The sequence below is a fragment of the Spirillospora sp. NPDC052242 genome, from assembly GCF_040679555.1.
In the GTDB taxonomy this organism is placed as follows: Bacteria; Actinomycetota; Actinomycetes; order Streptosporangiales; family Streptosporangiaceae; genus Spirillospora.
The window spans coordinates 179,699-204,735 of the sequence record NZ_JBFAUZ010000002.1 but is presented as its reverse complement, the minus strand read 5'-3'; the positions used below and the strand labels follow the sequence as shown (position 1 = coordinate 204,735).

The window sequence follows — 25,037 nt, the reverse complement described above, 5'->3', positions numbered from 1 at the left end:
GTAACGCGCGCCCCGAAAAGATCGATCCACCTCAGGGACGCCTGAAGGCCCCCCGGGGTTCACCTGATCCTTGGAACTCCCAGGAAGAACCCCATAACCCGCGTTTGCCGCGGCGCCCGAGATCAACCCGAATGATAGGCGTTCTGCGCCGCCGCCAAGCCGTCTCCGAGCAACGCCTCCACCGCGTCCGCCGCCCGCTCCACCTCGACGCCCAGATCGCGCCGCTCCGCCGCCGAGAAGTCCTTCAGCACGAACGCCGCCGCGTCCATCCGCCCCGGCGGGCGCCCCACACCGAACCGCACCCGCAGATACTCACGGTCGCCCAGCGACCGCGTCACCGACCGCAGCCCGTTGTGGCCGTTGTCGCCGCCGCCCTTCTTCAGCCGCACCGCCCCGAACGGGATGTCCAGCTCGTCATGGACGACCACCACCCGCTCCACCGGCACCTTGTAGAAGTCCCGCAGCCCCTTCACCGGACCGCCCGACTCGTTCATGAACGACCGCGGCTTCGCCAGCACCGCCCGCTCCCCCGCGAGCCGCCCCTCCAGCACGTCCGACCGCGACCCGAACAGCTTCGACCGGTGCGCCTTGAACGTCCCGCCGACCCTGCCCGCCAGGACGTCCAGCACCATGAACCCCGCGTTGTGCCGGTTGCCCTCGTACTTCGGCCCCGGATTCCCCAGGCCCACCACCAGCCACATGTCCGCGCTCACCCGAACTCCCTCACCGCACATCCTCGAACGGACGACGGCCCCCGCCGGTGCGCACACCGGCGGGGGCCGTCACACGTCGCGGCACGGCCGGCACGGCCGCAACCGGTCACCCGGGCGCCACCGGCACCCGGGGAAACGTCACTCGCTCGCTTCGGGGGTGTTGACGTCCGCGGCCGGCCCCTCGCCCTCGGCCGGCGCCTCCTCGGCCGTCTCCGTCGCGCCCGCCGACGCCGTCGCGTCGGTGATCTGCACGATCAGGATCTCCTCGTCCGCCGCGAGCGTCGTGCCCGACGGCAGCTTCAGGTCCTTCGCCAGCACCTGCGTGTCGACCGCCAGGCCGGTGACGTCCAGCTCCACCGACTCCGGAATGTGCGTCGCCTCGGTCTCGACCTGCACCTCGACGACCGACTGCGACACGACGCCGCCCGCGACCACGTCGCCGACCACGTTCACCGGCAGGTCCACGACGACCTTCTCGCCGCGCTTCACGATCAGCAGGTCGACGTGCTCCAGGAAGCCCTTGATCGGGTCGCGCTGGACGTCCTTCGGCAGCGCCAGCTGCTTCCCGCCGTCGAGCCCCTCGATGGCCAGCAGCGCGTTCGGCGTCTTCAGCGCCATCATCAGCTCATGGCCCGGCAGCGAGATGTGCGTCGGGTCGGTGCCGTGACCGTAGAGGACGGCGGGCACCTTGCCGGCCCGGCGGGTGCGCCGCGCGGCACCCTTACCGAACTCGGTGCGCGGCTCGGCGGCAATGCGTACCTCGGACACGGCGAAAACTCCTCGTTGTTGCGATCCACGGCCGTCCGCCATCGGACGTCCGCTACGGACAAAAGCGAATCAGGCGATGCTCGATGCGTCAGGCGCCTCGAAGATTCTTTGCGTTCCCCCGGGGAGCACGGGACCGAACCGGCACCGCACTGAACGACCCAAGGGCATACGCGGGATTCAGCAAGTCTAGCCGATCCCCGTAACGCGCGATCCATCCGGGGGACACGCGGACGCCCGAAACGCCCGCGCCCGGCCCGCCGGACGGCGGGCCGGGCACGGCCGGCTGCGCTCGGACGGCCTAGCTGTGACCGCCGAACAGGCTCGTCACCGAACCGTCGCTGAACACCTCGTTGATCGCCCGCGCGACCAGCGGCGCGATCGACAGCACCGTCAGCTTGTCGAACTGCTTGTCCTCCGGGATGGGCAGCGTGTTCGTCAGCACCACCTCGGAGATCCGCGAGTTCTTCAACCGGTCCACCGCCGGACCCGACAGGACGCCGTGCGTCGCCGCCACGACCACCCGCGTCGCGCCGTTCTCGAACAGCGCGTCCGCCGCCTTCACGATCGTCCCGCCCGTGTCGATCATGTCGTCCACCACGACGCAGGTCCGGCCCTCGACCTCGCCGACGACGTCGAAGACCTTGACCTCGTTCGCCACGTCCGGGTCGCGCTTCTTGTGGATGATCGCCATCGGGACGCCGCCCAGCCGGTCGCTCCACCGCTCCGTCACCCGCACGCGCCCCGCGTCCGGCGCCACCACCGTCACGTTCGACAGGTCCAGCCTGCTCTCGAAGTGCCGGGCCAGCAGGTCCAGCGCGAACAGGTGGTCCACCGGACAGTCGAAGAACCCCTGGATCTGCGCGGTGTGCAGATCCACCGTGATCACCCGGTCCGCGCCGGCCGTGCTGAACAGGTCCGCCATCAGCCGGGCCGAGATCGGCTCCCGCCCCCGGTGCTTCTTGTCCTGCCGCGCGTACCCGAAGAACGGCGCCACCACCGTGATCCGCTTGGCCGACGCCCGCTTCAGCGCGTCCACCATGATCAGCTGCTCCATGATCCACTGGTTGATGGGAGCGGTGTGGCTCTGGATCACGAAGGCGTCGGAACCGCGCACCGACTCAAGGAACCGCACGAACGTCTCACCGTTCGCGAAGTCGTACGCGGAGGTCGGCGTCAACTCGACGTGGAGGTGGTCGGCAACTTCCTTGGCCAGGTCCGGGTGGGCTCGGCCGGAGAAGAGCATCAGCTTCTTCTGACCGCTCGCTTTGATCCCACTCACCTTTGAACGACTCCCCCTCAATGGAACTGTGCTTCACGTGGGTTGTTGTCCCCACTCCCCGCGCGCGCAAGAGTCCGCGCGCACGGGTCGTCTGTTGTTCGCGGGGGACGCCGCTGTCCGCCCTGCCTTGCACCCCGGAGGGCGGCCCTACTCGGCCTCGTCCCGGGCCCGGCGCGCCGCCTCGGCCGAAGCCGTCCCGGCCCGCCGGCGCTCCACCCAGCCCTCCACGTTGCGCTGCCGCGCCCGCGCCACCGCCATCGCACCCGGCGGCACGTCCTGCACGATCACGGAACCGGCCGCCGTGTAGGCGCCGTCCCCGACCGTCACCGGCGCGACGATCATGTTGTCGCTGCCGACCCGGACATGGGAGCCGATCACGCTGCGATGCTTCTCGACACCGTCGTAGTTCACGAACACCGAACTGGCCCCGATGTTCGAGCCCGCGCCGATCTCCGCGTCGCCCACGTACGTCAGGTGGGGCACCTTCGCGCCCTCGCCCACGTCCGCGTTCTTCGTCTCGACGTACGTCCCGACCTTCGCCTTCCGGGCGAGCCTCGTGCCCGGCCGCAGGTACGCGTACGGCCCCACGGTCGCCTCCGGCCCGATCTCCGCGCCGACGCACACCGCGTTCGCCACGACCGCCTCGGCCCCGACCCGCGTGTCCGTCAGCGTGCAGCCCGGACCGACCTTCGCGCCCGCCCCCAGGTGGGTCGTCCCGTGCAGCTGCGTGCCCGGCAGGACCTCGGCGTCCGGCTCGGCCGTCACCTGCACGTCGATCCACGTGGACGCCGGATCGACGATCGTCACCCCGGCCCGCATGTGGGCCTCCAGGATGCGGTCGTTCAGCTGCCGCCGCGCCTGCGCGAGCTGCACCCGGTCGTTGACGCCCTGCGTCTCGATCCAGTCCGCGACCAGGTGGGCGCCCGCCCGGTGCCCGTCGCCCCGCAGGATCGCCACCACGTCGGTGAGGTACTCCTCGCCGCCCGCGTTGTCGGTGGTCACCCGCTTGAGCGCGTCCTCCAGCAGCGACCCGTCGAACGCGTACATCCCGACGTTGATCTCGCTGACGGCCCGCTGCGCCTCCGACGCGTCCTTGTGCTCGACGATCGCCTCGACGCTCCCGTCGTCCGCACGGATCATCCGTCCGTACCCGGTCGCGTCCGGCATCTCGGTCGTCAGCACGGTGACCGCGTTGCCCTCGCCCTCGTGCGTCCGCACCAGGTCGGCGAGCGTCTCGGCGCGCAGCAGCGGGTGATCGCCGTTCGTGACGACGACCGTCCCGTCCATGGCCCCGATCTCCTCGAGCGCCATCCGGACGGCGTGGCCCGTCCCGTTCTGCTCCTCCTGCACGACGGCGCGCGCCTCCGGCACGTGCTCGCCCAGGTGCGCGACGACCTGCTCCCTGCGATGCCCGACGACGACGACGAGCCGTTCGGGTTCCAGGCCCCGCGCGGCGGCCAGCACATGCCCGAGCATGCTGCGCCCGCAGAGTTCGTGAAGCACCTTCGAGGTGCGGGACTTCATCCGGGTGCCCTCGCCCGCGGCGAGAACGATGACGGCGGCCGGGCGGCTCGCGCTCACAAGGAGGCTCCTCGGCATCGCGGACGGTTGACATAGGGGCCGACCTGCGACGACACGCGCCGCAGGGCGCATCGGCCCGACAACCCGAAGGATACCGCCCGACACGCAGGCGTCATCCCCCGCCCACCACCCGGCCACGCATCAGACATACCGGACAGTTCCGCCGCTAGGATTCGAACCTAGAATCTTCTGGACCAAAACCAGCTGCGTTGCCAATTACGCCACGGCGGACCGGCAGGACTCTGCCGGAGAGCCTGCCGGTCCAACGATACCGGCCCGACGACGACCCCCTACATCATTTCGGGCGGCCGTGACGGGCTCCGATGATCTCGGCGAGCGCCGCGTCCGATCGATTCTCCAGGTAGGCCCGCGCCGCCTCCTCGCCCAGGAGTGCTCCGAAGGCCCAGCCCTCGATGCGTCGATAGAGGTCCGCGCTTCGGTTCACCGAGACCTGCAGACACCCTCTGTACTCGTCGACAAGATTCTTCCGATTCGTCTTGGCCCTGTGGCGTTTGATCGTCGGCTTCTGGAACTCCTCGGCCGACGCTCCCACCGCCTCGGCCCACCACCTCGTCACCTCGTCGACATCGGCCGTCTCGTGGATGTGAAGCCGATACCGGATCTGGTCGCCCCGGACGCCCGCCACTTGGAGGAATCGAAGAAAGAAGGCGATCAACGCCGGGTCGCTGTTGATGAACCGAACCTTCTCCTGCCTCCTGTAGATCTTGTCCTTGGAGCCCTCGCACCAGTAGATGACCGCACCCAGCATCAGCACGTCCCGGTCACTCAGCTCGCCCACCTCACGGCAGGCGGCGAGCTTGAGCTCTTGGCGTTCTTGTTCGCGAGCAATATGGAACGGTTCCCAGCGCGCCTTCCACATCGCCGCCACGCGCTCCTGGTCATGCCCCGGCCGCGGCGGCGCGGGCACGTCCCTTAACCACCGGGAGCAGGTGCCTATGGCGATTCCCAACGAGCCTGCGATCTCTCGGTAGGTCCAGCCTTGCTTGCGGAGCTCGATGGCCTTGGGCTTGAGCCTGTCTCGGATCTCGTCCGACATCGGTCCACTCATGGAGTGGACTTTACCAGCAACTTTAACATTCAGTTGCCAGATGATTACTTACCGCTATGGCGCTGTCGAACCGATTCGTCCGATTCAGAGGGACAGCCAGTCCGGGAGGGGTTCGCGGGAATCGAGCCATGCCGGCGGGACGGCTTCGGGGCCGTGGTGGGCGGCGATTATGCCGCCGACCATGGCGGCGGTGGTGTCCATGTCGCCGCCCACCTGGACGCACGCGCGGACGGCTGATTCGTAGTCGTCCAGGCGGGTCGCGGCGGCCCAGAGGGCGAACGGGACGGTGTCCTGCGCGGTGATCCGGTTGCCGTTGCCCAGTTCGTGGGCCGCTTCCCGCGGGGTCTTCGCGAGCAGGCGGAGGGAGCGGCGCAGGCCGCGGCGGACGTACTCGCCCATCGTCGTCCGGTCGAGCGCGGTCTCGATGAGTTCGCGGGGCTCGATGGGGTCGCCCGGACGGGACGCGGCGAGGGCGGCGGCGACGGCGATCGCGACGGCGCCCGCGATGCCCTCGGGGTGGGCGTGGGTGACCTCGGCGGACAGGACGGCCTGTTCGGCGGCGCGGTCGAGGTCGTCGCAGAAGTAGGCGCCGAGGGGGGCGACGCGCATGGCGGCGCCGTTGCCGAAGGAGCCCTTGCCGTCGAAGAGTTCGCGGGAGGCGCGGCGCCAGTCGTCGCCGTTCTGGATGCGCTCCAGGAGTTCGAGGGCGCCGGCGCCGTAGCGGCGGCCGATGTCCATGCGGTCGGCGAAGGAGTGGGCCAGATCATCTTGGTTGATTTGCCCGGATTGGTTTAGGGCGTCGGTTATGGAGCACGCCATCTCCGTGTCGTCCGACCAGTTCCAGGGGGCGGGCGGCATGCCGGTCTCCGTGGAGACGTCCCGGTTCGCGAGGAGGAAGAACTGATCGCCGAAAGCGTCGCCGACCGACAGGCCGACGAGCGAACCTTCGGCGCGCGCCGAGCGTTCGTCCAGGGTGAGGGGCATAGTGCGTCCTTCCGCCGGGGGCACGGTCGAGCAGCGAGAGTTCTGTGACCCGAGGGACATGTTCCCACTGATTTTACCGACCGGACCTGTCATACCTACGGTTCCGTAGGTTACGTTGGCGTAGGTAAGACCTCCCGAGTTGCAGGAAGTGGTGACGCATGACGACAGCCACGACGGTGGATCCTCCGCGCCCGCAGCGGCGCCCCGAACTGGCACCCGAACCGCAGGGCAACGCCGAACGCCTCCTCGTCGCGGTGTTCACCGGCGTGCCCTTCCTGGCCCTGATCGCGGCGGTGCCGCTGGCGTGGGGCAGCTTCCTCGGCTGGACGGACGTCGCGCTCGCCGCGGTGTTCTACGTCCTGACCGCGGGCGGGATCACGGTGGGGTACCACCGGTACTTCACGCACGGGTCGTTCAAGGCGAAGCGGCCGTTGAAGATCTTCCTGGCGCTGGCCGGAAGCATGGCGATCCAGGGTCCGGTCATCACGTGGGTGGCCGACCACCGGCGCCACCACAAGCACTCGGACAAGGAGTTCGACCCGCACTCGCCGTGGCGGTTCGGCAACGACTGGAAGGCCCTGCTGAAGGGCCTGGTGTGGGCGCACTACGGGTGGCTGTTCGACGCCGAGCAGACGTCGAAGCCGCGGTTCGCCAAGGACCTGCTGAACGATCGCGACCTCACCCGGATCCATCGGCTGTTCCCGGCGATGGTGGCGGTGTCGTTCCTGCTGCCGGCGGTGCTCGGCGGGCTGATCACGATGTCGTGGGCGGGGTTCCTGACGGCGCTGTTCTGGGCGGGCTTCGTGCGGATCACGCTCGTCCACCACGTGACGTGGGCGATCAACTCGATCTGCCACACGTTCGGCAAGGAGGACTTCGAGGTCCGGGACAAGTCGCGGAACGTGTGGTGGCTGGCGATCCCGTCGCTGGGCGAATCGTGGCACAACCTGCACCATTCGGACCCGACGTGCGCGCGGCACGGCGTGCTGAAGGGGCAGATCGACATCAGCGCCCGGATCATCCAGGGCTTCGAGAAGGCCGGCTGGGCGTACGACGTGCGGTGGCCGAACGATGAGCGGCTCGCCGCACGGCGGACGAAGCAGCCTGCTTGAGCGTCACAATTGACCCTGTGACAGAACCCGCTCCAAGGACCCGCAGAAAGCGGATGACCGGCAAGGAACGCCGCGAGCAGCTGCTGACGATCGGACGCACGCTGTTCGCCGAGCGCGGCCTGGACGGCACCTCGGTGGAGGAGATCGCGTCCGCGGCGGGCGTCTCCAAGCCGGTCGTGTACGAGCACTTCGGCGGCAAGGAGGGCCTGTACGCGGTCGTGGTGGACCGGGAGTTCGAGGGTCTGCTGCGGCTCGTGACCGAGGCGCTGACGTCCGCGCGGCACTACCGGGGCAAGCTGGAGAAGGCCGCGCTGGGGCTCTTGGAGTACATCGAGAGCAATCCGGACGGGTTCCGCATCCTCGTCCGGGACTCGCACGGCGGCACCGGTACCGGGAGCTACGCGAGCCTGCTGAGCGAGATCGCCGGGGAGGTCGAGTACATCCTCGCTCAGGAGTTCGACCGGCACGGGTACGACGACAAGTTCGCGCCGCTGTACGCGCAGAGCCTGGTCGGGATGGTGGCGGTCACGGGCCAGTGGTGGCTGGACGTCCGCAAGCCACGCCGCGAGGACGTGGCGGCGCACATCGTGAACCTGGCGTGGAACGGGCTGTCGGGGCTGGAGCAGCGTCCGTCGCTGGATCCCCGGCGGCGGCGCAAGGAGATGGAGCGCGCGCAGAAGCGGGCGGAGAAGATCGCGGCCAAGGAGGAGAAGGCCGCGGCGCGCGCGCAGGTCAGGACCCGCCGGGACGACGGCGCGGACGAGCCGGAGTAAGCGGAGCCGTACGTGCGTCGGCGGCCGTCCGGAGTTCGTCCGGGCGGCCGCCGACCGGGGTCGCCGACGTCGGGTCGCGACGCCGGGGTCGTGGTGCGACCGTGTCGGTCGCGCCGGTCGCCGCCCGCCGTCCGGGTCTCGCACACCGCAGGGGAACGATTCGCTGTCCCCGGACGGGCGGGCGGCGCCGTGGTCTAGGTGCGTCGGGCGATCACGAAGATCCTCCGGAACGGGTAGACGGTGCCGTGTGCGCGCGCGGGGTAGGCGTCGCGCAGGCGTTCGCGGTACTCGGCGACGAACGCGTCGGCGTCCGGGGCGTCGAGTGCGGTGAGGACGGGGCGCAGTGCGGTGCCCTTGACCCATTCGAGGACGGGGTCGTCGCCCGTGAGGGTCTGCATGTAGGTGGTCTCCCAGGCGTCGACGGCGCAGCCGTGGCCGGCGAGGAGGTCGAGGTATCCCTCGGCGCTGAGGACGGGCGCGTCCCGCACGATGTGGCCGAGGCGCGGGGCCCACCGGTCGGACGTGCAGAGTTCGCGGAGGATCGTGTGGCTGGGGGCGGCGAAGTTGCCGGGGACCTGGAAGGCGAGCCGTCCGCCGGGGGCGAGGGCGCCGGCCCAGCGGGGCAGCAGTTCGAGGTGTTCGGGGACCCACTGCAGGACGGCGTTGGACACGATGAGGTCGATGTCGTGGCCGTCCCAGGTGCGGAGGTCCTGGACGCGGAAGGTGAGACGTCCGGGGATCTCGTGGGCGCGCGCGGCGTCGATCATCTCGGGCGAAGAGTCGAGGGCCTCCACGACGGCGCCGGGCCAGCGGCCCGCCAGTGTCGCGGCCGGCTCCCCGCTCCCGCATCCGAGGTCGACGATCCGCCGGGGCGCGACGTCGCCGAGCCGTTCCACGAGTTCGCGGAACGGCCGGAAGCGTTCGTCTCCGTAGACCCCGTACTGCGCGGGGTCCCAAACGGCCTCGGCGTGTCTCGACATCAAGACATATGATGCCGCCCCCATATCTTGATGTCAAGAATCACGGCGACCGGTCACCTGACGGATGCCCGGGCGTCACTTCCGCTCCTACGCTCGCCGCATGATCGCGACGAATCCCGGCCGGGCGCTCGTCCTCGGCCCCGGCGGGCCGGTGGGCACCGCCTGGCTCCTCGGCCTCGCCGCGGGCCTGCACCGGCACGGCGTCGACCTCGCCGCAGCGGACCTGATCGTGGGCACCTCCGCGGGCGCCATCGCGGGCGCCATGATCGCCTCCGGCCGCGACCTGGACGCGTGGGCCGACACGCCCAGCCCCGCGCGGCCCCCGGCGGCCGGGGGCGGGGCCGGGCCGGTCATGGCGCGGGTGTTCGGGCTGCTGAACGACGCGGCGCTCGACCCGGCCGAGGCGCGGCGGCGGGTGGGGCGGCTGGCGCTGGAGGCGGACGCCCTGGACGGCGAGGCCCACCGGGAGCGGATCCGGGCCCTCGTGGGGACGGACGACTGGCCGGACGGGCAGCTGCTCGTGACGGGCGTGGACGTCGCGTCCGGGGAGCCGGTGGTGTGGGATCGGACGAGCGGGGTGCCGCTGTCGGCGGCGGTGGCGGCGAGCAGCGCGGCGCCCGGGATGGCGCGGCCGGTGACGATCGGGGGGCGGCGGTACATGGACGGCGCGTTCGGCGGCGGCTCGAACGCCGCGCTCGCCGCGGGCGCGGGCACGGTCGTCCTGGTGGAGCCGGTGGGCTTCGGCGGCCCGGGCGCGGGCGCGGACGTGCGGCTCGTGCCGGACGCCGGGTCCCTGCGGGCGTTCGGCGGCGACCTCGGCGACACGGGCCGGTGGGGCGGCTGCTTCCGGGCGGGCGTGCGCCAGTCCGCCGGCGAGGCGGCGCGGCTGCGCCCGGGGCCGTGGGGGTGATCTGTCGGCGGGGAGATCGCGGGGGTTAGGGTCCCCTCACGCCCGCACCCCGGGGTATCTCGATATCAAGACAGGTAGGCTTGCGGCATGGAGGATGAGGTCGACCGGCTGGTCGAGGCGTGGCGGACCGAGCGCCCGGACCTGGACGTGCGTCCCCTGCAGGTCCTCAGCCGGGTGTCGCGGCTGGCCCGTCACCTCGACCGGGCGCGGCGGGCCGTGTTCGTGGCCCACGACCTCGAGTCGTGGGAGTTCGACGTGCTCACGGCGCTGCGCCGGGCGGGCTCCCCGTACCAGCTGAGCCCCGGACGGCTGCTGCGCGCGACGCTCGTCACGTCGGGCACGATGACGAACCGGATCGACCGGCTGGCGGCGGCGGGGCTGGTGGAGCGGCACCCGGACCCGCAGGACAAGCGCGGCGTCCAGGTGCGGCTCACCGAGGCGGGACTGACCCGGGTGGACGCGGCGTTCGCCGATCTGCTGGCCCGCGAGGAGACGATCCTCGCGGGGCTGAGCCCGGCGCAGCACGAGGCCCTGGCGGGGCTGCTGCGCACGCTGCTGGTCCCCTTCGACACCGCGCGCGACTAGCGGAGGGCCGCCTCGAGCGCGGCGGCCAGGCCGCAGAGCCGTTCCTCGCCGCCCGCCGGCCCGATGAGCTGGACGGACGCCGGCAGGTGCGAGCCCGGCAGCGGGACCGGCAGCGCGAACGCGGGCAGCCCGGCGACGTTCACGGGGCCGGTGAGCCGGGTGAGGGGCAGGTCGCCTTGGAGGTCGTCGTCGGGTTCGGGCGCGACGGTCGGCAGGACCGGCAGGGCGATCGCGGCGTGGCGTTCGAGGATCGCGCCGAGTTCGGCGCGCAGCGCCCACTGCACCTCCCGGGCCCACGGGAGGTACTTGCGGGAGATGCTCTTGAGCAGCGGCAGACGGTGCCGCATGCGTTCGCTGACGAGGTCGGGCCGGTCGAGGTAACGGCTGTCGACGTTCCACGCCTCGTCCCCGACGATCGCGCCGTTGGCCATGCCGCCCTCGTCGAACGCCTCGCTGCGCACGTCGGCGAGGGCCGCGACGCGGCGCAGGGCGTCGTCGACGGCCGCGTCGATCTCGGGACGGACGCCCGGCGGCCGGAGCCGCGCGATGGGAAGGCCCGGCTCGTACGGGACGGGCGCGAAGCCGGGTTCGAGCAGCCGCATCCCGAGGACGACGGCGGCGACGTCGCGGCCCATGGGCCCGACGGTGTCGAGGGACGGGGCGAGGGGGTGGACGCCGTCGAGGGGGACGCGGCGGTGGGTGGTCTTGAGGGCCGCGATGCCGCAGCAGGCGGCGGGAACGCGGACGGACCCGCCGGTGTCGGTGCCGAACGCGACGTCGGCCTCGCCGGCGGCGACGGCGACGGCGGAGCCGCTGGACGAGCCGCCGGGGATACGGGACGGGTCGAGCGGGTTGACGGGCGTCCCCGACCAGGGGTTGACGCCGTCGACGCCGAGGCAGAACTCGGTGAGGTTCGTCTTGCCGACGATGCGGGCGCCGGCGGCGCGGGCGGACGCGACGACGGCGGCGTCCCGCTCGGCGGGCCGGGCGAGCGCCGCGATGGCGGCGCTGCCCGCGGTGGTGGGCAGCCCCGCGACGTCGATGGCGTCCTTCACGGCCAGCCGGGGGCCGTCACCGGGCGCGTCCGTCCGAATGATCCATGTCGACATGGGGGGATTGTGCCGGTCAGCCGATGTCCTCGGCCAGCATGAGCCATTCCTCCTCGATCTCGGCGGCCTGCGCCTGGATCTCCTTGAGGCGGCCGTCGAGCTCCTGGAGCTTGGCGTAGTCGGTGGCGTGCGCGGCGAGCTGCTCGTGCAGGTCGGCCTCCTGCGCCGCGAGCTTCTCCAGGCGGCGTTCGAGCCGGTCGAGCTCCTTGCGCGCCTTCCAGTCCTGCTGGCCCTTGGGCTTGGACGGCTGCGCGGGGGCCGCCGCGGCGGACGTCCCGGCGGCCGCGGACGGCGCGGGACCGGACGCGGCGCGGGCGGACGCGCGGCGCTCGAGGTACTCGTCGACGCCGCCGGGCAGCATCGACACGCGGCCGTCGCCGAGGAGGGCGGCGACGCGGTCGGTGACGCGCTCGAGGAAGTACCGGTCGTGGCTGACGACGACGAGGGTGCCGGGCCAGCCGTCGAGGAGGTCCTCGACCTCGGTGAGGGTCTCGATGTCGAGGTCGTTGGTGGGCTCGTCGAGGAGCAGGACGTTCGGCTCGCCCATGAGCAGCCGCAGCAGCTGCAGGCGGCGGCGCTCGCCGCCGGACAGGTCGCCGACGGGCGTCCACTGCCGGTCGCCGGGGAACCCGAGCCGTTCGAGGAGCTGGCTCGCGGTCCATTCGCGCTTGCCGACGGTGATGCGGCGGCGGATCTCCTCGACCGACTCCAGCACGCGCCGGGCCGGGTCGAGTTCCTCCAGGTTCTGCGACAGGTGCGCGAGCTGGACGGTCTTGCCGCGCACCATCGCCCCGGCGGACGGGGCGACCGTGCCGTCGAGGAGGCGCAGCAGGGTGCTCTTGCCGCTGCCGTTGACGCCGACGAGGCCGACGCGCTCGCCGGGCCCGAGCCGCCAGGTGAGGTGCTCGAAGAGGGAGCGGTCGCCGACGCGGACGGTGACGTCCTCGGCGTCGATGACGGTCTTGCCGAGCCGGGCGGTCGCGAACCGGGTCAGTTCGACCGGGTCGCGGGCCGGGGGCTCGTCGGCGATGAGGGCCTGCGCGGCGTCGACCCGGAACTTGGGCTTGGACGTGCGGGCCTGCGGGCCGCGCCGCAGCCACGCGAGCTCCTTGCGCAGCAGGTTCTGCCGCTTGGCCTCGGTGGCGGCGGCGATGCGGGCGCGTTCCGCCTTGGCCAGGACGTACGCGGAGTAGCCGCCCTCGTAGCGTTCGACGCGGCCGTCGACGACCTCCCAGGTGCGGTCGGTGACGGCGTCGAGGAACCAGCGGTCGTGGGTGACGACGAGCAGCGCGCCCTTGCGGGCCCGCAGGTGCCGGGCGAGCCAGTCGATCGCCTCGATGTCGAGGTGGTTGGTGGGCTCGTCCAGCAGGATCAGGTCCGACTCGGGGACGAGCAGGCGGGCGAGGGCGATCCGGCGCCGCTCGCCGCCCGACATGCCGGCGATGGGGGCGTCCAGGTCGAGGCCGGGCAGCAGCCCGGCGAGGACGTCGCGGACGCGCGTGTCGCCGGCCCATTCGTGCTCGGCGCGGTCGCCGAGGACGACGGACCGGACGGTCGCGCCCGCGGGGAACTCGTCGCGCTGCACGAGGTGCCCGAGCCGCAGCCCGCGCGCGTGCGTGACGCGCCCGGCGTCGGGCTCGGTCTCCTTCGCGAGGACGGACACGAGGGTGCTCTTGCCGCCGCCGTTGCGGCCGACGACGCCGATCCGGTCCCCTTCGTCGAGGCCGAGGGAGACGGCGTCCAGCAGCGGCTTGGGCCCGTAGGCCTTGGCGACGTTCTCAAGATTGATCAGATTCACGACGCTTCCAGCCTATTGCCCCGGACGAACCGGTCGCGCGCGCAGCGGGCGGTCAGTCGCCGCCGCCTCCGCCCCCGCCGCCTCCCCCACCGGAGTCGCCGCCGGACCCGCCGGATCCGCCGCCGGAGTCCCCGCCGTGGCCGCCGCTGGAGTGGCCGCCCGTCCAGTCGTCGAAGCCGACGTCACCGCCCCATCCGCCGTCGTGCCGGTGGTGGTGCTGACCCGGGTGGTAGGGCCCGGGGCCGTAGCCCGGGCCGGGGCCGTAGCCCGGGCCGGGGCCGGGGCCGTAGCCGGGCGGGCCGTACGCGCCGGGGCCCGGGGCCGGCCGCGGCTTCCGCGTCGTCGCGACGACGACGAGGACGACCACGCCGACCACCACGACGAACAGCACGGCCACGATCATGAGGAGAAGCAGCGAGACCAAGGGGAGTCCAAGGGTGTGGGGGCTTCTGGGGGCGTCGGGGGCGGGACGCGGGCGCTAGGGCACGCGGGCGGGCGGTCCCGCCGTGCCGTCCTGGCGACGGCGCGGTCCGGCCCCGCGGGCGGCCACCGTCTCGGGGGCGTTCCGCCGGAGGTCGCGGTCCCGGCGCACGGCCAGCACGACGAGCGTCACCATCATCGCGACGGCGACGAGACCCAGCAACCCGGAAAGGTACGTCATCGCTTCACCTCGTCCGCGGAATCGGCGTCACGGGACATGACGTCCGTCGCGGAGGCGAAGTTCGCTTGTGTGCGGTGCGCAACTAAAGCCGCGGCGCTACATGATCGTGGCTCCGGGGACAGGTCCGTGCGCGGTGAGCGTCTGCGCGGCGACGCCGGCGCGGCCGAGCGCGCCCGCCAGGGCGGCGGCGCCGGCGGCGTCCGCGGCGAGGAACGCGCAGGTCGGGCCGGACCCGGAGACGAGCGCGCCGAGGGCGCCGAGGTCGCGGCCGGCGTCCAGGGCGGCCCGCAGGGACGGGCGCAGCGCGAGCGCGGCGGGCTGCAGGTCGTTGGTGAGCGCGGCGCCGAGCGCCCCGGCGTCCCCGGCGGCGAGCGCGGCCATGAGCGCGGCGGACTCCCGCGGCGGCGGGACGGCGCCGCCGCCCGCGGCGCGGATCCGGTCGCACTCGGCGTAGACGGCGGGGGTGGACAGGCCGCCGTCGGCGGTCGCGAACACCCAGTGGAAGGTGCCGCGGACGGTCGCGGCGGTGAGCCGCTCGCCGCGCCCGGTGCCGACGGCGGTGCCGCCGAACAGCGCGAACGGGACGTCGCTGCCGAGCCGGGCGCCGAGGTCGAGCAGGTCGCCGGGGGCGAGGACGGGCGCGGCGGGGTCGTCCCAGAGGCGGGCGCAGGCGAGCAGCGCGGCGGCGGCGTCGGCGCTGCCGCCCGCCATCCCGCCCGCGACGGGGATCGCCTTGCGGATCCGCAGCGCGACGGCGGGCGCGACGCCGAGGCGTCCGGCGACGAGCCGGGCCGCGCGGGCCGCGAGGTTGCCGTCGTCGGTGGGGACGCCGCCGATCGCGACGCGGGAGCCGGGCGCGGCCTCGACGGTGATCCGCAGCGCGTCCGCGGGTTCGGCGGTGACCTCGTCGAACAGCGACACGGCGTGGAAGACGTTGACGAGGTCGTGGTACCCGTCGTCGCGCAGCGGCCCGACGCCGAGCTGCAGGTTGACCTTGGCGGGGACGCGCACGCTCACCGGTTTCACGTCACCGAACCCTATTGGACGCGCGGGGCGCCCGCGCACCGGAGCGCGCGGCCGCCGGGCGGGTCGGCCAGGGTCAGCCGCCGCTGGTGACGGGGAGGTCGCGGGGGTTGAAGTAGGGGGCGGTGGCGAGTTCGCGGAGCGCCGACACCGCGTGCTCGTCGCCCGTCACCGCGTACCGGTGGCGCTCGTCGCGGGGGCCGTCGGCGCGCTCGTCGGAGTTGAAGTAGACGACGGCCTTGACCTGCGGGTCCTGGAGGGTCTCGGCGGCGGCGCGGAGCCATTCGGCGCGGCGCTCGCCGTACGAGCGGGGCACCCCGAACTCGGCGATCATGATGGGCTTGGAGCGGTCGCGGGCCCACTGCAGGAACGGCTTGAGGGACTCCGACAGCTCCTGGAAGTCGAAGTCGCCGCTGGGCCGGGCGTCGGCGCAGATCCAGTCGACGTGTGCGTCGCCCGGGTAGTAGGCGCCGGCGTCGCGCGTCCCGAAGCCGCGGGCGGTGGGGCACCAGACCCAGGCGACGTTCTGCACCTTCTCCTCGGCGAACACCTTCCGCATATGCTTCCAGGCGGCGATGAAGTCGGCCGGGGAGTGGACGCGCTCCTCCTCGGCGAGCTCGTCCATGTCGCGGGACCAGCGCAGGAAGACGGGCTTGCCGAGCTTCTTGATCGCGCGGGCCCGCTCGCGGACCATGTCGTCGAAGCGGCCCTGGACGACCTCGCGGGTGTCGCCGCCGTCCCAGGTCAGCAGCAGGTGGCGGTCGGATCCGGTGACCTCGGCGGCGAGGTCGCCGGGGAAGTCGGCCTTCCAGTCGTGGTAGGTCTGCACGATGTCGAGCCGGCGGCCGAGGTCGCCCTCGAACGAGGTGACGTCCGCGATGTCGGGCCCGTTGGGGTCGACCGCGCCGCTCCCGCTTCCGGACGGGCTCGCGCTGGGGCTCGCCGACGGGCTCGGGCTCTCGTCCCGCCCGCCGCCGTCGCCCTCGCCCTCGTCCTCGCCGCCGGGGGCGGCGACGGTGCCGGGCAGCCAGGCGCCGAAGTAGGCGCCCTCCTCCGGGGGGACGGGCGCGACGCCGGCCCGCGCCGTCGTCGTGATGTCGGGGGCCGCGCCCGCGCCGTCAGAGCAGCCCGCCGCGACCGTCCCGGCGAGTCCCGCCACCGCGATCAGGGCCGTCGCCACGACCGGGATCCTCGCTCGCGCCGTCCGCGAACGCGCGTTCACCATCGTCCTCCGACTCATCCGGGTTCGCTGCGTCCCCGGGGGCCGCCGCCGGGGGATCATGGGGGGCTCCGCCCCGCCCTGAAGGACCATACTCGGCAATCCGGGCGAAGGAGGCCACGTCGAGGGCTTCGCCCCGGGCGCGCGGATCGACGCCCGCCGCCCGCAGCGCCTCCTCGGCCGCCGCGGCGGATCCCGCCCAGCCCGCGAGCGCCGCCCGCAGCGTCTTGCGCCGCTGCGCGAACGCGGCGTCCACCACGCTGAACACCTGGTCACGGGACGCGGTGGTCGGCGGCGGCTCCCGCCGGGTGAACGCGACCAGACCGGAATCGACGTTCGGGACGGGCCAGAACACCGCGCGCCCCACGGGCCCGGCCCGGCGGGCGGTCCCGTACCAGGCGAGCTTCACCGACGGCACCCCGTAGATCTTGCTTCCGGGCGCGGCGACCATCCGGTCGGCGACCTCGGCCTGCACCATGACCAGGGCCTTCTCCAGGGACGGCAGGACGGCCAGCAGGTGCAGGACGACCGGGACCGCCACGTTGTACGGGAGGTTCGCCACCAGCGCCGTGGGGGCCGGGCCGGGCAGCTGTGTGATCTTCATCGCGTCGGCCCGCACGACCTCCAGCCGGCCGGCCAGGTCGGGCTCGCGCGCCGCCGCCGTCGCGGGCAGCTCGCCCGCGAGCACGGGGTCGATCTCCACCGCGACGACCCGCCGGACCTCCGGCAGCAGCGCCAGCGTCAGGGACCCGAGCCCGGGCCCGACCTCGATCACGACGTCGTCCGGGGCGAGGCCGGCCGCGCGCACGATGCGCCGCACGGTGTTGGCGTCGATCACGAAGTTCTGGCCGAGCGTCTTCGTCGGCCGCACGCCGAGCCGTCCCGCCAGCTCCCGGACGTCCGCCGGCCCGAGCAGTCCCCGCGTCTCCCCCATCCGTCGATTGTCTCAGCCGCCGCACCCTCCCCCGGCCGCGCACGGGCACGGGCACGGGCATGACCGATGGGAACGCTCCCCGGGCGGGGTGCGTCGGATGACCATGCGCCGCCTCCGCCTCGTGCTCGTCGCCGTCCCCGTGCTGATCGTGGCCCTGTGGGCCGCCCATACCGCCGTCCTCGCGTACACGTTCGCCGCCGGGGAGAAGGCCACCGCGACCGTGGAGGCGTGCAGCCGCGGCGGGACGACCGGCGGCCGCGGGTCCTCCGGGAGCTGCCGCGGCGAGTGGCGCACCGAGAGCGGCGAGATCGGCACGGGCGGGATCTACAACCTGGACGTCCGAGAAGCCTCGGGCGAGACCGTCCAGGTCCGGATCGGGCCGCTGGGGCCCTACGCGAACGGGTGGGAGCGGGCCTGGGTCGGGTCGGCCGTCTCCCTCGGCTACATCCTGGTCGCCCTGATCGTCTACATCGCGGTGCTCCGCTGGAAGAAGGTCTTCCACCGCGAGAAGCTCGCCGAGTCGATGGCCGGCGACGACGCCGCGCTGATCGTCACCGAGGGCGAGGCGCGCCGCGCCGACGGCTCCCCGCACGTCCTCGTCCGGCGCCTGGACGGGCCGCCCGCCGGGCACCGGCGGCTCGACCTGCCGGGCCGGACCGAGCGCCACGACGAACTCGCCGGGCCCGGGCGCACCGTCTTCCAGTCCGTGCTCGGCGCGGACGAGCGCCCGCTGATGTTCCTGGAGCACCGCTCGGACCGGAAGCTGAACCCCGAGACCGTCCTGCTCGACCCGTCCGGCGCCCCGACGATGCTCGTCCGCCGGGTCGGCGACCGGGAGTTCCGGCTGCTGGACCCCGCCGGGGCCGAACTCGGGTCCGCCCGGCCGCCCGGCCGCGCCCGCGTCCCCACGCTGGAGGTGCGGGACGCCGGCGGGAAGCGGGTCGCGGTGACCGTCGGGCGGCGCGGCGCCTGGCTCCTGCGGACCGAGGCGGACGCGCCCGAACCGCTGCGCGACGCCGCGCTCGTCATCGCGCTCGTCCAGAACCGCGCCGCCTACTGAGATGGACCGCGCACGCCGCGTCCGGCTCCTCGCGATCGCCCTGCTCGCCGCGTTCGTGATCGCCCCGCTGGTCTGGCCCGCCGTCCTGGCGTACACGCTGCACTTCGGCGAGCGCGGCACCGCGACCGTCGCCGGGTGCGTGACGACCACGGGGCGCGGGTCGTCCACGACGTGCCGCGGCACGTGGCGCACCGGGAGCGGGGAGACCGGGCGGGGCGAGATCTACGGGCTCGCGCCCCGCACCCCGGCCGGACGGACGGTCCCGGTGCGGATCGGCCCCGCCGGTCCCTACGCGAACGGCTGGTCGTCGCGGACGCTGCCGAGCGCCCTGATCCCGATCGCGTTCGTCACGGTGCCCACCGCCCTCGCCGTGCCGCTGATCCTGCGGATGCGCCGGGCCGTCCACCGCCGGGGCCGGCGGCTCGCCGCCGAACTGCTCGCCGGACCCGGCGCCCTCCTCGTCTCCCGCGACGCGGTCCACCGTGCCGACGGCACCCCGTACGCGACCCTGCGGGCCGCGCCCGCGCCCGTCCCCGGCCATCGCCGCCTCGACCTGCCCGGACGTCCCGAACGCGTGCACCCGCCGGTGCCGGGGACCGTGCCGGACCGCCCGGCCGCCGAGTTCACGTCCCTCGACGACCCCGCCGGACGGACCCTCCTGTACTGCGAGCACCGCACCGACGCCCGGTTCGAGCCCGAGATCGTCCTGCTCGACCCGTCGGGCGCCCCGCGCCTCCTCGCCCGCCGCGAGTCCCCGCACCCGCTCGCCTACCGGCTGCTCGACCCGTCCGGCGCCGACCTCGGCTCCGCCCGGACGGCCACCGGCACCGGCACGCTCGCCGTCCGCGACACCGCCGGGACGCGCGTCGCCGCCGCGGGCCTGCGCGGACGCGACTGGGTCCTGCGGGCCGACGGCGCCGCGCCCGAACCGCTGCGCGACGCCGCGCTCGTCCTCGTCCTCGCCCAGTTCCGCACCCACGACTTCACCTGACCGGAACCGGCCCGGCCCCCGCCCGCCCACCGCCCCTACGATTCCTGATCATGCTGTGGCGGCGGATCGTGGTGTCGGTGGTCCTGACGGTGGTGGTCGCGCTCGCGATCTTCTGGCCGTCCATGATGGCGTGGACGTACGCCGCCGGGGAGCGGGCGGAAGGGACCGTCACCGTGTGCGACACCTTCGCCACCGGTTCCAAGGGGGAAGGCCGGGAGAAGCGCTGCAAGGCCACTTGGACGACCGAGAGCGGCGAGTCCGGCGAGGGCTACATCTACGGGCTCGACGTCGACACGCCGGACGGCACCCGCGTCGACCTGCACATCGGCCCCGTGGGACCGTACGCGGGGCCCGTCACCGACCAGCACGAGTACTTCGTCCACGCGGTGATCCTGCTCGTCCTGGGCGGGCTGTGGTCGGCGCGGATCGTGCGCCGCGTCGCGTCCGGCCGCGCCACCGCCCGCGCGCTGCTGAACGCGCCGGACGGGACGAAGCTCGTCGTCACCCGCCGCAGGGCGAGGGTGCCGGGCGGCGGCGTGCACGCGTCCCTGCGCCGGGCCGAGGCACCGGCCGGATACGCCCACCCCCGGCCGAACCAGGTCGACTCGGTGGAGATGCGGCTTTTCGTCGACGCCGGGTGGGTCCTCGGGAAGGTGTACGACCGGAAGGGGTTCGCGGCCCTGCACGACGCCTCCGGTCGGCCGTTCTTGCTCGTCGCCCTTCCCGCCACCCCGCTGGGCAAGCCCGACTACGTGCTGGTCGACACGTCCGGGAAGGCCCGCCTGATCATCACGCGGACCGCCTGGAGCCCGCGCGCCTACACGCTGACGGACCCGGACGGCGTGCCGCTCGGCGCGGTCGGGGCGCCGGCCGGGCACGGGCCCGGCGTGCTGGAGGTCACCGACGCCGAGGGCACCCGCGTGGCGACGGCGGCGTGCCGCGGACGGTCGTGGGCGCTGCACACGGCACCGTCCGCGGCGCCGATCCTGCGGGACGCGGCACTCGTGATCGCCTTCATCCAGCACCGCCTCGGCGACTGACGCGACCGGCCACGGCGGCGAGGGGTCACCAGGGGCCGAAGGCGCGCTCCCCGTTGGCGGCGATCGCCGTGCACAGCTCGTCCACCTCGACGCCCTTGACCTCGGCCATCGCACGGACGGTGTGCGGGATCAAGTACGACGCGTTCGGCTTGCCCCGGTGCGGGATCGGGGTGAGGAACGGCGCGTCGGTCTCGACGAGGATCAGGTCGAGGGGCGCGACGCGCAGCGCCTCGCGGAGCGGCTCGGCGTTCTTGAACGTGACGTTCCCGGCGAAGCTCATCAGGTAGCCGCGTTCGGTGCAGACCTCCGCCATCGCGGCGTCCCCGGAGAAGCAGTGGAAGACGACCGTGCCGGGCGCCCCCTCCTCCTCCAGGATCGCCAGGACGTCGTCGTGGGCCTCGCGGTCGTGGATCACGAGGGCCTTGCCGGTGCGCTTGGCGATGCCGATGTGCGCGCGGAACGAGCGGTGCTGGTCGCCCTGGGGCGCCCAGTCCCGGTAGTAGTCGAGGCCGGTCTCGCCGATGGCGCGGACCTTCGGGTGCGCGGCCATCGCCTCGATGTCGGCCAGGACGGCGTCGGAGATCCCCGTCGTCTCGTTCGGGTGGATCGCGACGCCCGCGTACACGTCGTCGAACTCGCCCGCGGCGTCCACGGCGAACCGGGACGACGCCAGGTCGCAGCCGATCGTGACGATGCGGGCGATGCCCGCCGCCTTCGCGGCGGAGAGCTGCTCGTCCACCGGCGTCTCGACGATGTCGAGGTGGCAGTGGCTGTCGAAGACGTCCACGGGGAGGCGGTCGGGCAGCGGCGGGTACGACCGCGCCGCCTGCCCGCCGGAGCTCACGCGCCCTCCAGCCGGGCGAGCTCCTCGTCGACCATCGACTCGTCCAGCTTCTTGAACAGCGGCGTCGGCTTCGCCAGCGGGACGCCCGGCCGGATCGGCCGCGACTCCCAGCGGGCCTCGACGTCGTAGTCGCCCGTCAGGATGCGGTAGTCCGGGCCGCCGTCCTCGGAGACGTCCCGCAGCTCCGGCATGCCGCTCCACACGCCCTCGCCGCCGAGCATCGCGTACACCTTCTGCGACGAGTTCGGCAGGAACGGCGTGAGCAGCGTCTTCGCGTCGTCCACGACCTGCAGCGCGGTGTGCAGGATCGACTGGACGCGCGCCGGGTCGTCCTTCAGCTTCCACGGGGCCTGGTCCGACAGGTACTTGTTGGCGTCGCGGACGACGTCGAGCGCCTCGGTGATCGCGTTCTTGAACCGGGACCGCTCGAGTTCGGCGCCGACGGCCGCGAACGCGTTCCGGCTGCGCTCCATCAGCGCCCGGTCGGCGTCGTTCAGGTCGCCCGGCTCGGGGATCGCGCCGTAGTTCTTCGCGGCCATGTTCACCGACCGGTTGACCAGGTTGCCCCACGCCGCGACGAGCTCGTCGTTGTTGCGGCGGCGGAACTCCGACCAGGTGAAGTCGGTGTCCTGGTTCTCGGGCCCCGCGACCGCGACGTAGTAGCGCAGGGCGTCCACGTCGTAGCGGTCGAGGAAGTCCTTCACGTAGATGACGATCTGGCGGGACGAGGAGAACTTCTTCCCCTCCATCGTGAGGAACTCGGACGACACCACCTCGGTCGGGACGTTCAGGGCGCCCAGCGATCCCGGCTTGCCGCCCTTGTCGCCCTGCCCGCTGTAGCCGAACAGCATCGCGGGCCAGATCTCGGAGTGGAAGACGATGTTGTCCTTGCCCATGAAGTAGTACGACAGGGCGTCCGGGTCCTGCCACCAGCCGCGCCACAGGTCCGGGTCGCCCTGCCGCCGCGCCCACTCCACCGACGCGGAGAAGTAGCCGACGACCGCGTCGAACCACACGTACAGCTTCTTGGTCGGGTTGTCGCGCCAGCCGTCCAGCGGGATCGGGACGCCCCAGTCGAGGTCGCGGCTGATCGCGCGCGGCTGCAGGTCGTCCAGGAGGTTCAGCGAGAACTTCAGCACGTTCGGCCGCCACTGCCCCTGCTTGCCGCGCAGGTACTCGCCCAGGACGTCCGTGAACGCGGGCAGGTCGAGCATGAAGTGCTCGGTCTCGACGAACTTCGGCTTCTCCCCGTCGATCCGGCTCACCGGGTTGATCAGGTCGATCGGGTCGAGCTGGTTGCCGCAGTTGTCGCACTGGTCGCCGCGCGCGCCGTCGTACCCGCAGATCGGGCAGGTGCCCTCGATGTACCGGTCGGGCAGGGTCCGCCCGGTCGACGGGGAGATCGCCCCCATCGTCTCCTTCGGGAAGATGTACCCGTTGTCGTACAGGCCCTTGAAGATCTCCTGGACGACCGCGTAGTGGTTCACCGTCGAGGTCCGGGTGAACAGGTCGTACGACATGCCGAGGCCGTGCAGGTCCTCGGCGATCACCCGGTTGTACCGGTCGGCGAGTTCGCGGGCGGTCACGCCCTCCTTGTCGGCCTGCACCTGGATGGGCGTGCCGTGCTCGTCGGTGCCGCTCACCATCAGGACCTTGTTGCCCGCCATCCGCTGGTAGCGGCTGAACATGTCGGCGGGCAGCGCGAATCCGGAGACGTGCCCGATGTGACGGGGCCCGTTGGCGTACGGCCAGGCGGGCGCGGTCAGAATGTGTCGGCTTGACGAGGACATGGAATCAAGGGTAGTCGCCGTCCGCCCTCCGGATCGCACGGTCATCCCCGGCATCCCGCGGCAGTAGCCTGGTTCGGCGTTCCCGCCGCACGAACCGAACGACCCGAAGGCTGACACGGACATGCCCCAGACGACGACAGGCGAGGCCGACCACCGGACCGCGGGCGACGCCGGACCGTCCCGCCGTCCCGCCGCCCGGCTCCTCGCCCGCGTCCGCCGCACCCGGCGCGTCGTCTGGCTCGCCCTCCTCGTCTCCGCGGCCGCCGTCGGCGTCCAGTACGTCCTGATGACGCCGCCGCTGTACTTCGACCCGCACTACGTGTGGCTCGCGGCCCGCTCGTGGCCCGACATCCCGCTGACGCAGTGGCCGTTCGACGAGGTTCCGCACCAGGTCACCCGGATCGGCCTCGTGCTGCCCGCGCGGCTGGTCATGACGGTCCTCGGCGACGGCCAGGCGGCGTACTTCGTCGTCGCGGCGCTGGGCGGGATCGCGTTCTTCACCGGCACCTACCTGGTCGTCCGCGCCCTGTTCGGGGACGTCGCGGGACTCGCGTCCGCCGCCGTCCTGCTGCTGCACCCGTTCTTCACGCTGACGAACCCGTACGGGCAGGAGATCACCTGGTCGACGGGCGTGGTGCTGCCCGACATGCCGGGCGCCGGGCTGTTCGCGCTCGGGATGGCGGCGCTGGTCGTCGCGAGCCGGCGGGCCGGGCGCGTCCAGACCCGGTGGCTGGTCGCGGCCGGGCTGCTCATGGCGGCGGCGTTCCTCGTCCGCGAGTTCCTGGCGTTCCTGTTCCTCGCGATCCCCGCCTACCTGGCGCTGCTGCGGATCCCGTGGCGGCGCAACATCACGGTCGGGATCCCGATGCTCGGCGTGCTGGTCTTCAACCTCGTCCACAACCAGATCGTGTGGGGATCGCCGCTCGCCGGGCTGTCGTCGGCCGCCACCCACGGCGGCAAGTCCCGCGACTACGTGACGCGCGAGCTGGCGGCCCGCTCGTTCCTGCGGGCCATGCACGACTGGCACCCGCTCGGGACGGTCTTCGTCGTGGCGCTCGCGCTGACGATCGTCGGCTGGGCCGTCACCCGCGACCGCCGCCTCGCGCTCGTCCTCGTCTGGTTCGGCGTCCTCGCCGTCCCGCTCACGGTCTGCGCGGGCGTCCTGGACCCGAACGACATCAAGCTCCGCGCGTGGCTCGTCCGGTACTGGTTCGCCGTCATGCCGGCGCTGCTCGCGGGCGGCTTCGGCTCCCTGATCCTGCTGTACCGGACGATCCCGCGCGCGTGGGTCGGGCGCCTGCGGCTCCGGGCCGCCGCGCCCGTCCTCGCGGCCGGGCTCGGCGTCGCCTACGCGGTCGCGGCCGTGCAGGCCGTCCCGAGCCTCCCCCGCGACAAGGCGTGGGGCGAGCTGCGCGGCCACCTCGCCGCCCACGACGCGGAGATCGACCTGATCGTCACCGACCGGCGGCTCGCGCAGACCCTCGTCTTCTACACGAAGGACGTGTGGGGCGACCGCACCTGGCACGGCGAGATCCGCGACTGGCCGCACTACTCCCCGCAGGTGCCGCGCACCGCCTACGAGGGCCCCCTGCTGTACACCCGGTGGCGCGGCATGGAGTCGCAGATCGGCTACGGCTGGGCGCCGTCCCCCGCCGAGGGCTGGACGCTGATGTGGAAGTCCTCGGACGGCGTCCTCCAACTCTGGAACCCGCCGCGTTGACCCAGGGGGGCGACCCCCTGGAACCCCCGTGAGTCGCAAGGCGATCCTCGCGTGCTGTTGCAAGCGCTCGGGTCCTGTGCGGCCGACGTACGCA

The 25,037-nt window shown here is 73.0% G+C and carries 23 protein-coding genes, 1 tRNA gene and 1 pseudogene; 8 read left to right on the top strand and 17 right to left on the bottom strand.

The window, feature by feature from the left end:
- Positions 1 to 122: 122 nt before the first annotated feature.
- From pth to AB0L25_RS02785, 7 genes are all read right to left on the bottom strand, one after another.
- Positions 123 to 734: an aminoacyl-tRNA hydrolase gene (gene pth / locus AB0L25_RS02815; RefSeq protein WP_500167940.1), complete on the bottom strand. Its 612-nt coding sequence runs from the start codon at positions 732 to 734 to the stop codon at positions 123 to 125.
- Positions 735 to 851: 117 nt separating this feature from the next.
- Positions 852 to 1,481, bottom strand: coding sequence for a 50S ribosomal protein L25/general stress protein Ctc (locus tag AB0L25_RS02810; RefSeq protein ID WP_500167938.1), 630 nt, complete (start codon positions 1,479 to 1,481; stop codon positions 852 to 854).
- Positions 1,482 to 1,779: 298 nt separating this feature from the next.
- On the bottom strand, positions 1,780 to 2,760 hold the full coding sequence (locus tag AB0L25_RS02805; protein ID WP_500167936.1) for a ribose-phosphate diphosphokinase: 981 nt from the start codon (positions 2,758 to 2,760) through the stop codon (positions 1,780 to 1,782).
- 147 nt (positions 2,761 to 2,907) lie between these two features.
- Complete coding sequence (glmU, locus tag AB0L25_RS02800) at positions 2,908 to 4,341, bottom strand: bifunctional UDP-N-acetylglucosamine diphosphorylase/glucosamine-1-phosphate N-acetyltransferase GlmU (RefSeq protein ID WP_500167934.1); 1,434 nt, start codon at positions 4,339 to 4,341, stop codon at positions 2,908 to 2,910.
- Between the two features lie 158 nt (positions 4,342 to 4,499).
- A tRNA-Gln gene (locus tag AB0L25_RS02795) sits at positions 4,500 to 4,572 on the bottom strand.
- A gap of 64 nt (positions 4,573 to 4,636) precedes the next feature.
- Positions 4,637 to 5,398: a hypothetical protein gene (locus AB0L25_RS02790; RefSeq protein WP_500167932.1), complete on the bottom strand. Its 762-nt coding sequence runs from the start codon at positions 5,396 to 5,398 to the stop codon at positions 4,637 to 4,639.
- A 96-nt stretch (positions 5,399 to 5,494) separates the two neighbouring features.
- Positions 5,495 to 6,394 (bottom strand): ADP-ribosylglycohydrolase family protein, encoded by a 900-nt coding sequence (locus AB0L25_RS02785; protein ID WP_500167930.1) that lies wholly within the window; start codon positions 6,392 to 6,394, stop codon positions 5,495 to 5,497.
- Between the two features lie 158 nt (positions 6,395 to 6,552).
- On the opposite strand from AB0L25_RS02785, the gene AB0L25_RS02780 reads away from it, so the two are divergent.
- Together AB0L25_RS02780 and AB0L25_RS02775 are read left to right on the top strand one after the other, a co-directional pair.
- Entirely contained in the window at positions 6,553 to 7,506 is a 954-nt protein-coding gene (locus AB0L25_RS02780) for an acyl-CoA desaturase (protein ID WP_500167928.1), read from the top strand.
- Between the two features lie 53 nt (positions 7,507 to 7,559).
- Positions 7,560 to 8,279 (top strand): TetR/AcrR family transcriptional regulator, encoded by a 720-nt coding sequence (locus tag AB0L25_RS02775; protein WP_500167926.1) that lies wholly within the window; start codon positions 7,560 to 7,562, stop codon positions 8,277 to 8,279.
- Between the two features lie 194 nt (positions 8,280 to 8,473).
- Here AB0L25_RS02775 and AB0L25_RS02770 read toward each other — a convergent pair whose 3' ends face one another.
- Positions 8,474 to 9,259: a trans-aconitate 2-methyltransferase gene (locus AB0L25_RS02770; protein ID WP_500167924.1), complete on the bottom strand. Its 786-nt coding sequence runs from the start codon at positions 9,257 to 9,259 to the stop codon at positions 8,474 to 8,476.
- A gap of 100 nt (positions 9,260 to 9,359) precedes the next feature.
- Here AB0L25_RS02770 and AB0L25_RS02765 point away from each other — a divergent pair, with 100 nt between their 5' ends.
- Together AB0L25_RS02765 and AB0L25_RS02760 are read left to right on the top strand one after the other, a co-directional pair.
- Positions 9,360 to 10,169, top strand: coding sequence for a patatin-like phospholipase family protein (locus tag AB0L25_RS02765; protein WP_500167923.1), 810 nt, complete (start codon positions 9,360 to 9,362; stop codon positions 10,167 to 10,169).
- 87 nt (positions 10,170 to 10,256) lie between these two features.
- A complete protein-coding gene (locus AB0L25_RS02760) occupies positions 10,257 to 10,754 on the top strand; it encodes a MarR family winged helix-turn-helix transcriptional regulator (protein ID WP_500167921.1) in 498 nt (165 codons plus the stop codon).
- Here the strand turns inward: AB0L25_RS02760 and AB0L25_RS02755 are convergent.
- From AB0L25_RS02755 to rsmA, 7 genes and pseudogenes are all read right to left on the bottom strand, one after another.
- The gene (locus AB0L25_RS02755) at positions 10,751 to 11,863 is read right to left on the bottom strand and encodes an amidase (RefSeq protein ID WP_500167919.1); all 1,113 of its coding nucleotides are present in this window, start codon (positions 11,861 to 11,863) and stop codon (positions 10,751 to 10,753) included. The genes AB0L25_RS02760 and AB0L25_RS02755 overlap by 4 nt on opposite strands.
- Positions 11,864 to 11,879: 16 nt before the next feature.
- Positions 11,880 to 13,661, bottom strand: a complete 1,782-nt coding sequence (locus tag AB0L25_RS02750) for an ABC-F family ATP-binding cassette domain-containing protein (protein ID WP_500167917.1) — start codon at positions 13,659 to 13,661, stop codon at positions 11,880 to 11,882.
- Positions 13,662 to 13,713: 52 nt separating this feature from the next.
- Positions 13,714 to 14,085, bottom strand: a complete 372-nt coding sequence (locus AB0L25_RS02745) for a hypothetical protein (RefSeq protein WP_500167915.1) — start codon at positions 14,083 to 14,085, stop codon at positions 13,714 to 13,716.
- A 54-nt stretch (positions 14,086 to 14,139) separates the two neighbouring features.
- The gene (locus tag AB0L25_RS02740) at positions 14,140 to 14,322 is read right to left on the bottom strand and encodes a hypothetical protein (protein ID WP_500167913.1); all 183 of its coding nucleotides are present in this window, start codon (positions 14,320 to 14,322) and stop codon (positions 14,140 to 14,142) included.
- Between the two features lie 96 nt (positions 14,323 to 14,418).
- On the bottom strand, positions 14,419 to 15,339 hold the full coding sequence (locus tag AB0L25_RS02735) for a 4-(cytidine 5'-diphospho)-2-C-methyl-D-erythritol kinase (protein ID WP_500168092.1): 921 nt from the start codon (positions 15,337 to 15,339) through the stop codon (positions 14,419 to 14,421).
- 82 nt (positions 15,340 to 15,421) lie between these two features.
- Positions 15,422 to 16,525, bottom strand: a complete 1,104-nt coding sequence (locus AB0L25_RS02730) for a glycoside hydrolase family 26 protein (RefSeq protein WP_500167911.1) — start codon at positions 16,523 to 16,525, stop codon at positions 15,422 to 15,424.
- A 124-nt stretch (positions 16,526 to 16,649) separates the two neighbouring features.
- A pseudogene (rsmA, locus tag AB0L25_RS02725) lies at positions 16,650 to 17,498 on the bottom strand (16S rRNA (adenine(1518)-N(6)/adenine(1519)-N(6))-dimethyltransferase RsmA); the annotation flags it as partial.
- A gap of 97 nt (positions 17,499 to 17,595) precedes the next feature.
- Between rsmA and AB0L25_RS02720 the strand changes: the two are divergent.
- Genes AB0L25_RS02720 through AB0L25_RS02710 form a run of 3 tightly spaced genes read left to right on the top strand, consistent with a single transcriptional unit; the run spans position 17,596 to position 20,589 of the window.
- A complete protein-coding gene (locus tag AB0L25_RS02720) occupies positions 17,596 to 18,558 on the top strand; it encodes a hypothetical protein (RefSeq protein ID WP_500167909.1) in 963 nt (320 codons plus the stop codon).
- Position 18,559: 1 nt separating this feature from the next.
- Positions 18,560 to 19,549, top strand: a complete 990-nt coding sequence (locus AB0L25_RS02715; protein ID WP_500167907.1) for a hypothetical protein — start codon at positions 18,560 to 18,562, stop codon at positions 19,547 to 19,549.
- A 50-nt stretch (positions 19,550 to 19,599) separates the two neighbouring features.
- A complete protein-coding gene (locus AB0L25_RS02710) occupies positions 19,600 to 20,589 on the top strand; it encodes a hypothetical protein (RefSeq protein ID WP_500167905.1) in 990 nt (329 codons plus the stop codon).
- Between the two features lie 25 nt (positions 20,590 to 20,614).
- Here AB0L25_RS02710 and AB0L25_RS02705 read toward each other — a convergent pair whose 3' ends face one another.
- Positions 20,615 to 21,433 carry a TatD family hydrolase gene (locus tag AB0L25_RS02705; RefSeq protein ID WP_500167904.1) on the bottom strand — a complete coding sequence of 273 codons (819 nt, stop codon included), beginning with the start codon at positions 21,431 to 21,433 and terminating at the stop codon, positions 20,615 to 20,617.
- The gene (gene metG, locus AB0L25_RS02700; RefSeq protein WP_500167902.1) at positions 21,430 to 23,223 is read right to left on the bottom strand and encodes a methionine--tRNA ligase; all 1,794 of its coding nucleotides are present in this window, start codon (positions 23,221 to 23,223) and stop codon (positions 21,430 to 21,432) included. The genes AB0L25_RS02705 and metG overlap by 4 nt, the downstream gene beginning before the upstream one ends.
- Before the next feature lie 121 nt (positions 23,224 to 23,344).
- Here metG and AB0L25_RS02695 point away from each other — a divergent pair, with 121 nt between their 5' ends.
- The gene (locus AB0L25_RS02695; protein ID WP_500167900.1) at positions 23,345 to 24,943 is read left to right on the top strand and encodes an ArnT family glycosyltransferase; all 1,599 of its coding nucleotides are present in this window, start codon (positions 23,345 to 23,347) and stop codon (positions 24,941 to 24,943) included.
- The last annotated feature ends 94 nt before the right edge of the window (positions 24,944 to 25,037 follow it).

What these genes read in the sequence shown, in the direction of transcription:
- pth (WP_500167940.1), bottom strand. Translation starts at nt 734, where the DNA reads ATGTGCGGTGAGGGAGTTCGGGTGAGCGCGGACATGTGGCTGGTGGTG.
- AB0L25_RS02790 (WP_500167932.1), bottom strand. Translation starts at nt 5,398, where the DNA reads ATGTCGGACGAGATCCGAGACAGGCTCAAGCCCAAGGCCATCGAGCTC.
- AB0L25_RS02785 (WP_500167930.1), bottom strand. Translation starts at nt 6,394, where the DNA reads ATGCCCCTCACCCTGGACGAACGCTCGGCGCGCGCCGAAGGTTCGCTC.
- AB0L25_RS02780 (WP_500167928.1), top strand. Translation starts at nt 6,553, where the DNA reads ATGACGACAGCCACGACGGTGGATCCTCCGCGCCCGCAGCGGCGCCCC.
- AB0L25_RS02775 (WP_500167926.1), top strand. Translation starts at nt 7,560, where the DNA reads ATGACCGGCAAGGAACGCCGCGAGCAGCTGCTGACGATCGGACGCACG.
- AB0L25_RS02770 (WP_500167924.1), bottom strand. Translation starts at nt 9,259, where the DNA reads ATGTCGAGACACGCCGAGGCCGTTTGGGACCCCGCGCAGTACGGGGTC.
- AB0L25_RS02765 (WP_500167923.1), top strand. Translation starts at nt 9,360, where the DNA reads ATGATCGCGACGAATCCCGGCCGGGCGCTCGTCCTCGGCCCCGGCGGG.
- AB0L25_RS02760 (WP_500167921.1), top strand. Translation starts at nt 10,257, where the DNA reads ATGGAGGATGAGGTCGACCGGCTGGTCGAGGCGTGGCGGACCGAGCGC.
- AB0L25_RS02755 (WP_500167919.1), bottom strand. Translation starts at nt 11,863, where the DNA reads ATGTCGACATGGATCATTCGGACGGACGCGCCCGGTGACGGCCCCCGG.
- AB0L25_RS02740 (WP_500167913.1), bottom strand. Translation starts at nt 14,322, where the DNA reads ATGACGTACCTTTCCGGGTTGCTGGGTCTCGTCGCCGTCGCGATGATG.
- AB0L25_RS02720 (WP_500167909.1), top strand. Translation starts at nt 17,596, where the DNA reads ATGACCATGCGCCGCCTCCGCCTCGTGCTCGTCGCCGTCCCCGTGCTG.
- AB0L25_RS02715 (WP_500167907.1), top strand. Translation starts at nt 18,560, where the DNA reads ATGGACCGCGCACGCCGCGTCCGGCTCCTCGCGATCGCCCTGCTCGCC.
- AB0L25_RS02710 (WP_500167905.1), top strand. Translation starts at nt 19,600, where the DNA reads ATGCTGTGGCGGCGGATCGTGGTGTCGGTGGTCCTGACGGTGGTGGTC.
- metG (WP_500167902.1), bottom strand. Translation starts at nt 23,223, where the DNA reads ATGTCCTCGTCAAGCCGACACATTCTGACCGCGCCCGCCTGGCCGTAC.
- AB0L25_RS02695 (WP_500167900.1), top strand. Translation starts at nt 23,345, where the DNA reads ATGCCCCAGACGACGACAGGCGAGGCCGACCACCGGACCGCGGGCGAC.